Raw genomic sequence first — 11,368 nt, forward strand, 5'->3', positions numbered from 1 at the left:
CCAGAAAACGTCTATAGATTGGGTGATGTGAGAAGCCTTCCAAATGTCCTTGCCATTGTCCTTGCCGGCGGTGAGGGAAAGCGCCTTTTTCCTCTGACGGAAGACCGCGCTAAGCCCGCCGTTCCGTTCGGCGGTTCCTATCGCCTGATCGATTTCGTGCTGTCCAATCTTGTCAACGCCGGATTCCTCAAGATCGCGGTGCTGACCCAGTACAAGTCCCATTCTCTGGACCGCCACATTTCCCAAGCGTGGAACCTGTCTGGACCCACCCCGCAGTACATCGCTTCCGTTCCGGCTCAGCAGCGTCGCGGTAAGCGCTGGTACAACGGTTCCGCCGATGCCATCCTGCAGTCGCTGAACCTGATTTATGACGAAAAGCCGGACTATGTCATCGTCTTCGGCGCCGACCACGTCTACCGCATGGACCCGGCCCAGATGGTGGAAGAGCACATCGCCACCGGTCTCGATTGCTCGGTAGCGGGTATCCGCGTCCCGCGCTCGGAGGCTTCCGCCTTTGGCTGCATTCAGGCGGATGGGATGGGCACGATCACGGAGTTCGTCGAGAAGCCTGCCAATCCTCCGGCGACCCCGGATGATCCGAACATGACCTATGCCTCCATGGGCAACTACGTCTTCACCACGCAGGCGCTTATCGACGCGTTGCTGGAAGACGAAAAGGATGAGGATTCCGCTCACGATATGGGCGGCAACATTATCCCTTACTTCGTGCAGCGCGATCAGGCGCACGTCTATGACTTCATGGCTAACGAAGTTCCCGGTTCCACGGAGCGTGACCATGGCTACTGGCGTGACGTCGGTACCATCGACTCCTTCTATGAGGCGCACATGGACATGATTTCGGTGCACCCAATCTTCAACCTGTACAACCGTTCGTGGCCTATCCACTCCACGGATGATTCCAACTTCCCGCCGGCGAAGTTTGTGCAGAACGGTATTGCGCAGTCCTCGATGGTGGCTCCGGGTTGCATCGTCTCCGGCGGCACGGTGCGCAACTCCGTCTTGGCTTCGGACGTGCACGTGGCGGATGGCGCGACGGTGGAAGGCTCCGTCATCCTGCCGGGTGTGCGCATTGGCCGCGGTGCGGTGGTCCGCCACGCCATCCTGGATAAGAACGTGGTGGTCAGTGATGGTGCCATCATCGGTGTGGACCGCGAGCGCGATGAGGAGCGCTTCAAGGTCTCTGAAGGTGGAGTCGTGGTTGTCGGCAAGAACGTAAAGGTCTAAGCCGCAAGACAGCGAAGGACACTAAGCGGGCGTGCGGGTGGATTGAAGTCCACCCCACGCCCGCTTTTGTGGTGCTTGGTGGACTAGAGCTTCGTGATGAGCGTCAGACCCGCGCCATAGGGCAGGCGTGTGACGGCCGCACCCTCGAGGGAGCGGGCGTATTCGTCGGCCTCGCGGGCGGCGGCGGTGTCGCGGTCGGTGCGGGAGGGGTCGGCCACGGTGCCGTCGAGAAGCGCATTGGCCAACACCAAGGTGCCGTGCTGATGGAGCAGAGGCCAGGCGGCCTTGAGAAGCGCAGGCATGTCGAGGGCGGGGACCTCGGCGTAAATCACCTGGTATGTGTCATTAGCCAAGCGGCCCATGATGTCGAGGGGGCGGGAAGGAAGGAAGCGCCCGCGGCTAGGGGAGTAGCCGGCATCGCGGAAGGCCTGCTTAGCGCTGGCCTGGTGCTCGGCCTCTGGGTCAATGCATGTCAGGATTCCGTTGTCCGGCATCCCCGCCAACAGGTAAAGGCCCACGACAGAGGCAGCGGGGGTAATCGCCACCGCTTGGGGGCGGGAGGCGGTACCGGAAGAAACCGCGGCGAGCGTGCTGAGCAGTTGGCCGGTGGCCTCATCCGGCGAAGGAAGTCCGTACTCCTCCGCGTGGGCGCGGGCGGCGGCGAGTACCTCAGAGCTCTCGCTGGTGGATTCGATATAGGTTCGCATTGCGTCATAAGCCGTAGTAGTCACAATAGAAAACCATAGTGAACTCGCTGCAGCTGCGCGCCGAGAATCGCCCGCGATTGTCCTCTCCGTGTGGCACAAGAAGCGCATGTAAGAGGAGTGACGGATTCACAGGCTGCTCACAGTGCGCTGGCTGGAGTTTCGGCCCGCACTATAGAATGATGATCGTCATGACCACACAGCAGCGCAGTGTTGAGCCCGCTCAAAGCACTCGTGATTCTTCTTCCACCGTCAGCTCTTCCGAGAACGCAGAAGCCCAAGAGCTGACCGGAACCGCAGCGTTCGACGCTGGCCAGGGTGATATGCCCTCTTGGGGGGAACTCGTTGCCGAACATGCTGATGGTGTCTACCGTTTGGCCTACCGCCTCTCCGGTAACCAGCATGACGCTGAGGATCTTACGCAGGAGACTTTCATGCGTGTCTTCCGCTCTTTGAATAAGTACCAGGCCGGAACCTTTGAGGGCTGGCTGCACCGCATTACCACGAACCTCTTCTTGGACATGGTCCGCCACCGCTCCAAAATCCGCATGGAGGCCTTGCCGGAGGATTATGAGCGTGTCCCCGGCACTGACATGACCCCGGAGCAGGCCTACTCGGTGGCTAACCTCGACCCGGCGTTGCAATCGGCACTGGATAACCTTGCACCTGACTTTCGTGTTGCGGTGGTGCTCTGTGATGTCGTTGGCATGAGCTACGACGAAATCGCCGAAACTCTCGGCGTGAAGATGGGTACCGTGCGCTCTCGAATCCACCGTGGCCGCTCCCAGTTGCGCGCCGCATTGGAAAAGGAAGCACAGACCAACGCGGACACCCGCAGCCTGCTGCGCACGCGCTAGACTGGGCAGCGTTTAGCCTTAGGACTGCGAAACTCGCAGCTAAGTGAAGGTTTAAAGCACGCGCTGAGTTGAGGTGACGTTGAGGTGAAGGAATCAGGGCATAAGAAGTCCTCGGGGGATCAGGAGCATGGCCACTCCCTAGGCTTGTCCGGATTCTTTACTGAGGCCCAAGCCAAAGTCCGCGATAAAGCCAAGTCACGCGCTCAGCGCGCGGATACGATTGGCCACTTGGGGCCCGAGGCGGTCGTCGCCTTTGTCGACGGTGAAATGCCGGCCAAGTATGCCCACCGCGTGCGCGTTCATCTCGTGCACTGTGCGGAGTGCCGTGCGGACATTCACCACCAGCGCAATGCCGCCGAATGGATTCGGGAATGCAGCGTGGATTCCCATGTCAAGGCGCCGGATTCCCTCATGGCTAAACTTGCGGGTATTGCTAATCAGGGCGCTGGGCCTGGGCCGGACGCGGAGATGCCCGCCCATCGGCCTCGCCAAGACTTCCTTGACAAGGTGGAGATGGTTGTGCGCGCCATCCGGCATAACCAGCGGGGCTGACTTATAAGCCCCGAAGCCTTCCGCGCGCCCGTCGCCCTGTCACCATTAGCGAAGTAGTTAAGATAGTTTCGTGTTTTCCTCAATTGGTTGGGTAGAGATCCTCGTCATCGTGCTGCTGGGTCTGGTGATCATCGGACCTGAGCGCTTGCCCGGTGTGATTATGGACGTGCGTGCGGCGATTTATGCGGCGCGCAAAGCAATTGCCAACGCTAAGGCGGAGCTCAACGGTGAGATGAGCGGTCTCGGCGCGGAGTTCGATGATCTTCGCGTACCTCTGAGCCAGGCGGCGGAGTGGACGCGCATGGGGCCGCGCGGGGTTATCACCAAGGCGCTTTTCGACGGCGACGAGTCCGCCTGGGACGATTTCAACCCGAAAAAGATGGCTGAGGACATCAAGAAGAGCACCAGCCCGTACGAGCACGACGCAGAAGTAAACAACCAACCCGCGCCGCAGAGACCAGCGCAGCCCGCGCCACAGGAGAACCCCGCGCGGCCGACGTTTGATTATTCGCAGGTCTACCCGGACCTGGGTGCGCAGCAGTCCGTGGAAGAGCGAGCGACTAACAAGAAAACGACACAGCCCCCGCGCGGCGGGAATGAATCCGCCGGCGAGGGCAGCTCCTCCTGGGAGGATGTCACCTAAGGCCCGATTAGTTCTTGCGGGTCACGCCCAAGCCGAGCTTCTTGCCCACGAGGGAATCGGAGCGCACCGCAATGGAATCCGCCACCTTGGTGATGGCTTGCGTAGCGGGGGAGTCGGGCGCGGAGATGACGATGGGGGTTCCGGCATCGCCAGCCGCGCGCAGGCTTGGATCGAGCGGGATGCTGGCCAGCAGGGGAACCTCGTGGCCCAGCAGTACGCTGAGGCGCTCGGCTACCACGCTGCCGCCACCGGAGCCGAAGATATCCATAGTGGAGCCGTCTGGCATGACCATCGCGCCCATGTTCTCGATCACGCCGGCTACGCGCTGGCGCGTTTGTTGCGAGATGGAACCGGCGCGCTCGGCCACCTCGGCCGCGGCCGCCTGCGGGGTGGTGACGATGAGCAGCTCGGCGTTGGGGATGAGCTGGGCCACCGACAGGGCCACGTCACCAGTACCCGGTGGCAGGTCCAGCAGGAGCACATCCAAGTCACCCCAGAAGACGTCCGCGAGGAACTGCTGAAGGGCTCGGTGCAGCATGGGTCCGCGCCAGACGACGGGCGCGTTACCCTCCACGAACTGGCCAATCGAGATGTGCTTGATGCCGTGGGAGACGGGGGGAAGCAGCATTTCGTCGTCAAGCACTGTGGGGCCCGCCGTGGAACCCAGCAGGCTGGGCACGGAGTGGCCGTAGATATCGGCGTCCACGATGCCCACCTTGAGGCCCTTGTTCACCAAGGCAGCCGCCAAGTTCACCGTGACGGAGGACTTACCCACGCCGCCCTTGCCGGAGGCCACCGCGAAGACGCGGGGGGTGGACTCAGGCTTGGCAAAGGGGATCTCCGGCTCGGCTTGCCCGCCGCGCAGCTTCTGTTTGAGCTCCTTGCGCTGCTCGTCGCTCATCGGTGTCATGGAGATGGTGATCTCGCCGACCCCGTCTAGTTCGGAAACCGCCGCGCGGGTATTGGACTCGATGGTGCTCTTCATCGGGCAGCCCGCGATGGTGAGATAAAGCTCGATATCCACGTCCGAGCCGGTGACGGTCACGGACTTCACCATGCCGAGCTCAGTGATGGGGCGACCGATTTCTGGGTCATCGACGCGGGTGAGCGCGTCGCGAACGGAAGATTCAGTAATAGCGCTAGTCATAACCCGCACCAGTCTAGTCACCCGTTGCTGAGGAGAGCCACACCGCGTCAGGGCAATGGGATGTGTAAAATTCAGCCAGATGCTGCGCCTGAAGCGCTGCAGCTGCACAGTAGTGACATGTTGTGGTTTATGTCCTGCCCCATGTCTGGTTTAAGAGAAAGAATGCGCCCTATTTTGATGCCCCGCGAAACCTCACGTTCCCGAACCTTCTCCCGCGTTGCTGGGGTGGCCTTGGTGGGGGTTGTGGGGGCGTCGCTCAGCGCTTGCTCGGGATATGAGCCCAAGCCAGATCCCAAGCCTGTTGCATCGGCGCCAATCACCATCATGATTGACCCGACATCCCATGCGCAGCGTGTTTTGGCGGAAATCTACCGCCAGACCCTCCGCGATGAGGGGCGTGCGGCCACCGTTTCCCAGGAGCCAATGATGGTCCGGCGCGGCGGTGAACACGTCAGTGGGGTAAGCACGAACGGTAACTTCTTTGTTGGCTGTACGGGCGAGTTTTTAAACATCTACAACCCGGTGGAGGCCCGCGAGATTTCAAAGGATTATGTGGCCGCCAAGGATGAGGGGACGAAGGACGTGGATTTCCTGGAGCGCACCCACGTTGCGCTCATGGCGTCGATGCCTCCGGAGATGTCCGTGGTCGAGCCTGCCGGCGCTGAGGGCTGCCCTAACTCCAAGCCGGAACTGCCGCAAAACTATGTTGTGGTCTACCAGGACGGGCTTTTTAACCGCGATGAGAAACTAGAGATCGCGTCCTTTACCAAATTCCTGACGACGCAGGACCTCGATGAAGTCGTTGAGGAGGTGGAGGAGTCTGAGGATTTCGAGGGCGCCGTGCGCGCCTGGATGGAGGCGAACCTCTCGCAGAACCTCAACGAGGAAGGCGACTCCAATTCCTCCGGTGGCTCGGATTTGGTCCACGAAAAATCCTAAGGGGTTGTGCCTACCGCTTGTTCGTGTGCTTCGCATGACGGTGGGCACGCTGTGCTTGGCGACGTCTCGCCGTGCCCTACATGCAGAAACCTAGTCCCGTCTCATAGGGTGAACGATCCAGCGAATTTTCAGCTTTTAAAATGCTGTGAACTGTCGTCAATAAATGGCTGGTGAGTAGGTATTTTTCCTTGCTTTTCTCCTCTTTGGTAGGTATTATTTCTAGCGATAACCTGTCTATTTCCTGTCTGTTCTCTCGGGTATTTGAGGGGAGAGCGCTTGGCAAGCCCTAAGACCAACGCTTTCCCGCGGGGGCGAGGCAGAGTTTTGCATTGGAAAGGTCTATTGGAATGAATGCACAAAGCAGTAGCTCGTCGCGTCGTCGTTCTCCTCGCAGGGGAGTGGCCGCTCTCTCCGCTATTACTCTCGCGCTCAGTGGGCTGAGCATCACTTCTTTTAATACTGTGGTCCCCGAGGCCACCGCCGCCACCCTCAGCGGCGGTATCCGCGACAAGTCCGGCGCGGTGGAGAAGGATAAGCAGAAGGCCTCGGACCTGCCGGCCGGGTCGTGTGTGGTCAATGAGACAACTCCGGATGGTAGTCAGGCTGGTTTTAGCTGGAGCACCCAGGAGCCTGGTAGCACCTCTCCCTCAAAAACCGCTTGGGGCCTGAGTGTCGCCTTCGATAACTCGAAGGACCGCACGTTTGCCGATTGGGGCTTTACCAATTCAGGACTGTTGGCGAATTTCCTCGACAAGGGCAAGGTTCCCTCTACGGGTGCTGGTCAGACCTTTCTTGGTAACAAAGTTACTCAGAAGGCTGACGAAGACTTCGAGATTACTGCTGCTGGCCGACAACTAAACCTGAACCTCTACGGAGAACTGACTGATCAGAAAGTCAAGCAGTTCGCTGAGGCAACTGCCGCTAACCCGGTGCGTTATGCGTGGCAGAGCAACTATAAGGTAGACCACGCCGTCGCTCCGTTTGCCACCCGGGGGGCCAACGCAGCCTTTACGGCTGTAGTGAACCCGTGGCCGAGCGAGAACATCGAATGTAACCCGATTACGGTCTCGTGGGAAAACTTCGAAAAGCACGTTATCGTCCCTGGTGAAGAAACCAAGGTTGGTCACATTAACATCCCGGCACTGGAGGGGGACGGTGGGGGTACGGACGATTCAGTGTCGCGCATGCTTGTGGAGGCTTACGACGGCAACGGTAAGTTCATCGGGACCACGGACCCCGCAGCCTCCGGTGGCGAGCAGGACCTACGCATCGACGACAACGGTGACATTTACTTCACGTGGCCGGAATACCGGGGCACGGATCTAGCGACTGACAAGAACGTGAATTTCTCCGTTCTGGCGAAGCCGCGTACCGTCGACCAGCTTCAGGCTGCGGTTGAACACAATAACTATGGCGAAGGCGAGACGTTTGATGCCTCCAACTCGCTGGCTCGCTACAACAAGGCGAACGTCATCGACTCGAAGGCCTTCTCCCTGGACGACACCGAGTACCACACCCCGAAGTATGACAAGACCGACGCCTCAATCATTTCGGGCGTTGACAGTGAAACCGGTCCTCTCGCCACTGAGCCGCAGAAGGTGACCTTCACCCAGACCCCGGACTTGATCAAGGATCTGGCGAAGAAGAAGGGTGAAAAGGGCTTCGAAGCCAAGGTCAAGCTGGACGAAAAGTACATTTTCGACGGCTGGACCGTCGAGATGGACGAGGACTACAACGTCACCGTCACCGCTCCAGAGGAGCCAAAGCCTGGCACCTTCGCTCGTCCGAAGGTTATTGTGGAGTACTCGAACGGCTCCACCGATGAGCTTGAGCTGCTCGTCGTGGTCGACCCGAACAACACCCAGGTCACCGATCTAGTGCGCCCGGGCATCTCGAAGGGCAAGGTGGGCCAGGACATTACTGCTCAGGTAGGCACCAAGTCCATCATGAAGGGGCACAAGCCGGTCCATCCAGCGAAGTTTGAGGTTGACCCGGATTCCGTTCCGGATGGCTGGACCGTTACCGTCGATGAGACCGGTAGGGTTACCGCGAAGGCGGACGAAACCGTCCCGCCGGGCAGCATCATCACCCCAAAGATCAAGGCCACCTACCCGGATCAGACCACCGATGAGATTGAGACGCAGTTCCAAGCCATCGTGGACATCAAGATCCCCGACTATGACACGGTGACCAACAAGCCGACCGCAAAGGTGAGCCTCAAGCCGAAGCTCCCGGAGCGTGGTTTGAGCGGTAACGCGAACGATGAAGCCCCGAAGCGCTACACGTTTGAAGGCGGCAAGACCGAGTACACCGTCACGGATGACAGCGGTACGTGGACCGTCAAGATCGATGAGAATACTGGTGAAATCACCACCACCATCCCACGGACCGCGCCCGAAGGATACGTCCTGGACGTTCCGGTTCTTGCCTACTACGACAACACCGCTAAACCGCAGCAGGTCAAGGGCACCGTTGTCGTGCTCAAGAGCGACATCGCCCCTACCTACGACGTACAGGTCACAGGCCCGAACCAGTCTGTGGAGCACAAGGTCGAGGATGCCCCGAAGGGATCAAAGTTCTCCTTCGGCAAGAACGACGATGGAACGCCGATCACCGAGCAAGAAATCGACGGCTGGAAGTACAAGATCGACCCGAGCACTGGTGTCGTGACCTCCACCCCGCCGGCGGATTCCAAACCGGGCGATAAGAAGACCGTCAGCGTCACGGTTGAGACCCCAGACGGATCCACCCCGAAGGTCCCCGTGACCACCGTGGTGAAGCTGACCAACAAATGGGAGGCCGATCCAACCTACCCCGAGGAAACGGTCTACCCGGGTGACACTGCGAAGCTGCCGGTGACGATTGAGAAGCCGGACAACGTCAACGTTGCGAAGGAAAACCCCTATAAGTTGGGCAAGGTTCCGGCAGGTTGGACCGTCAGCATTGATGACAATGGCCAGATCACCGCAACCGCACCTAAGGATGCCAAGCCGGGTGACCAGGTCAAGATCCCGGTTACTGTGACTTACGAGGATGGCTCCACGGACACCGCTTACGGTGTTGTGAACGTTGTTGACGTTCCGACGCGCGAAGTTCCGTTTGACGTCGTCTACAAGTACGACGACTCCATCCCTGCCGGCGAGTACAAGGTTGAAACCGAAGGCAAGGCGGGCTCGGAGAAGCAGAACAAGGACGGTAGCTGGGAGCGCACCAAGGCGCCGGTTAATGAGGTCGTTGTCGTCGGCACCAAGCCTGCCGAGAGCGCCAAGGACGTGACCTGGACGGTCCCGATTCCTTTCCCGACTGAGGTTCGCGAGAACCCGGACCTGAAGCCTGGTGAAACCCGTGTTGTCCAGGAAGGTGCGGACGGCGAGAAGACCTACACCGCTAAGTTCACCGCTAAGGGCGACAAGGCCGAGGTAGCTGAGGAAGAGACCACCAAGGAACCGGTCAAGCGCATCATTGAGTATGGCCCGGGTCTGGCCCCGAGCGAGCTGGTGACCAAGACCGAGAAGCCGATTCCGTTTGAGACCAAGGTCGTCTTCGATGACATCCTGGAAGAGGGCAAGCAGGTCGTCGATAAGAAGGGCGAGCTCGGCACTGAGGTCGAGACCTCTACGCAGAAGCTTGTCGACGGTAAGCCTTCCGGCGACCCAACCGTTTCCACGGAGCGCACCAAGGAGCCGACCGAGCAGATCATCCGCGTCGGTACCAAGACCACCGGTGAGAACACCGAGACCTACAAGGCTGAGGCCCCGTACAAGGTTGTAGTGAAGTATGACCCGAACATGCCTGCTGGCGAGTCAAAGGTGACCACCAAGGGTGAGCCGGGTGAGAAGACGGTGACGATCAAGCGTGACATCGTCAACTCCAAGCCGGGCGATCCCAAGATCACCGAAGAGATCACCAGGCAACCTGTCGACGAAGTCATCACCGTTGGCACCAAGCCGTCTGAGGCCTCTGAGAAGGTTACGTGGACCGCTCAGGTTCCGTTCGATGTTGAGACCCGGCCGAACCCGGAGTTGAAGCCGGGTGAGATCAAGGTTGTCCAGAAGGGTGTTCCGGGTGAGAAGACCTACACCGCGGACTTCACCGCGAAGGGCGATCAGGCAACGGTGACCCCGGAGGAGAAGCAGACCAAGGCTCCTGTCAATGAGATCATCGAATATGGCCCAGCGCCCAAGGACACCTCTGTGGTGACCAAGGTTGAAAAGCCGGTTCCGTTTGAGACCAAGATTGTCTTTGACAACACGCTGAAGGAGGGCGAGCAGGTCGTCGACAAGCAAGGCGAGCTCGGTAGCGAGACCGTCACCTCCACTCAGAAGATCAAGGACGGTAAGCCGGATGGTGAGCCGACTGTGACTACTGAGCGCACCAAGGAGCCGAGCAACGCGGTGATCCGCGTCGGCACCAAGACCGAGGGCTCTGAGACCTCCGAGTATGAGGTCGACGTGCCGTTCGAGACCGAGTACATCTTCGATGACACGATGGAAGCCGGTACCCAGGAGACTGTCCAAGAGGGCAAGCTGGGCAAGGACAAGGTCACCACGACGAAGACCATCGAGAATTCGAAGGTTACTAGTACGGAGACCACCACTGAGCGTGTTAGCGATCCAGTCAAGAAGATCGTCAGGATAGGCACCAAGGGCAAACCTGCATCCACGGTCATTGAATGGAATGAGCACACTCCGTTCGAGGTTGAGGTCCGCGTTAACCCTGCGCTGAAGCCTGGCGAGACCAAGGCTGTCCAGCAAGGCAAGCAGGGCGAGATTAAGCACACCGTCACCGTTAACGCTGAGAACGGTGAGGCGACGAAGGATGAGTCCACTGAGAAGATCAGTGATCCGACCACGCACATCATCGAGGTTGGTCCTGCGACCCACCACGAGACTGAGCTGACGGATAAGCACAAGGAGAGCGCTCCGTTCGACACCATCATTGAGTATGACCCGAACCTGGAAGTTGGCAAGGTTGTTGAGGACCAGGCAGGCGAATTTGGTGAGAAGGAAGTAACCAAGACCTGGAAGCTCAAGGACGGCGTGCCGGAAGGCGATCCGGAGACGTCTGAGGAAGTCATTAAGGAGCCGACCCCGCGCAAGATTCGTGTGGGTTCCAAGTGCAAGTGCGAAGTGCCGACGGACGACCCGACAGTTGCTCCCACCGACGATCCGACGGTAGAGCCAACCGAGGACCCGACCGAGGACCCAACAGTTGATCCCACCGGGGACCCGACGGAAGACCCGACGGAAGACCCGACGGAAGACCCGACCGAGGACCCGAC

Annotated in this window: 8 protein-coding genes; 6 read left to right on the forward strand and 2 right to left on the reverse strand. The window is 59.6% G+C overall.

What is annotated here, in order from left to right:
• The first annotated feature begins 27 nt into the window (after nucleotides 1-27).
• Nucleotides 28-1,245, forward strand: coding sequence for a glucose-1-phosphate adenylyltransferase (glgC, locus tag HMPREF2808_RS11755; RefSeq protein ID WP_070624809.1), 1,218 nt, complete (start codon nucleotides 28-30; stop codon nucleotides 1,243-1,245).
• Between the two features lie 83 nt (nucleotides 1,246-1,328).
• Here the strand turns inward: glgC and HMPREF2808_RS11760 are convergent, their stop codons facing one another.
• Nucleotides 1,329-1,976 (reverse strand): O-methyltransferase, encoded by a 648-nt coding sequence (locus HMPREF2808_RS11760; RefSeq protein ID WP_070624811.1) that lies wholly within the window; start codon nucleotides 1,974-1,976, stop codon nucleotides 1,329-1,331.
• 164 nt (nucleotides 1,977-2,140) lie between these two features.
• On the opposite strand from HMPREF2808_RS11760, the gene sigE reads away from it, so the two are divergent.
• The 3 genes from sigE to HMPREF2808_RS11775 all read left to right on the forward strand — a co-directional run bounded on the left by sigE (nucleotide 2,141) and on the right by HMPREF2808_RS11775 (nucleotide 4,001).
• Entirely contained in the window at nucleotides 2,141-2,806 is a 666-nt protein-coding gene (gene sigE, locus HMPREF2808_RS11765; protein WP_070562087.1) for an RNA polymerase sigma factor SigE, read from the forward strand.
• A gap of 84 nt (nucleotides 2,807-2,890) precedes the next feature.
• Nucleotides 2,891-3,358 (forward strand): anti-sigma factor family protein, encoded by a 468-nt coding sequence (locus HMPREF2808_RS11770; protein ID WP_070624813.1) that lies wholly within the window; start codon nucleotides 2,891-2,893, stop codon nucleotides 3,356-3,358.
• A 70-nt stretch (nucleotides 3,359-3,428) separates the two neighbouring features.
• On the forward strand, nucleotides 3,429-4,001 hold the full coding sequence (locus HMPREF2808_RS11775; protein WP_070624815.1) for a twin-arginine translocase TatA/TatE family subunit: 573 nt from the start codon (nucleotides 3,429-3,431) through the stop codon (nucleotides 3,999-4,001).
• Between the two features lie 7 nt (nucleotides 4,002-4,008).
• Here HMPREF2808_RS11775 and HMPREF2808_RS11780 read toward each other — a convergent pair whose 3' ends face one another.
• On the reverse strand, nucleotides 4,009-5,148 hold the full coding sequence (locus tag HMPREF2808_RS11780) for an Mrp/NBP35 family ATP-binding protein (protein WP_210386974.1): 1,140 nt from the start codon (nucleotides 5,146-5,148) through the stop codon (nucleotides 4,009-4,011).
• A 162-nt stretch (nucleotides 5,149-5,310) separates the two neighbouring features.
• On the opposite strand from HMPREF2808_RS11780, the gene HMPREF2808_RS11785 reads away from it, so the two are divergent.
• Together HMPREF2808_RS11785 and HMPREF2808_RS11790 are read left to right on the forward strand one after the other, a co-directional pair.
• On the forward strand, nucleotides 5,311-6,087 hold the full coding sequence (locus HMPREF2808_RS11785; protein WP_070624819.1) for a hypothetical protein: 777 nt from the start codon (nucleotides 5,311-5,313) through the stop codon (nucleotides 6,085-6,087).
• A 347-nt stretch (nucleotides 6,088-6,434) separates the two neighbouring features.
• The coding region (locus HMPREF2808_RS11790) for a G5 domain-containing protein (protein WP_246818581.1) at nucleotides 6,435-11,368 on the forward strand (4,934 nt) is incomplete at its 3' end.

Origin of the sequence: Corynebacterium sp. HMSC078A10, assembly GCF_001811565.1 — a bacterium.
Classification (GTDB): Bacteria; Actinomycetota; Actinomycetes; order Mycobacteriales; family Mycobacteriaceae; genus Corynebacterium; species Corynebacterium hesseae.

Excerpts from the sequence above, each read along its gene's own strand:
- sigE (WP_070562087.1), top strand. The coding sequence starts at position 2,141 with ATGACCACACAGCAGCGCAGTGTTGAGCCCGCTCAAAGCACTCGTGAT.
- HMPREF2808_RS11785 (WP_070624819.1), top strand. The coding sequence starts at position 5,311 with ATGCGCCCTATTTTGATGCCCCGCGAAACCTCACGTTCCCGAACCTTC.
- HMPREF2808_RS11780 (WP_210386974.1), bottom strand. The coding sequence starts at position 5,148 with ATGACTAGCGCTATTACTGAATCTTCCGTTCGCGACGCGCTCACCCGC.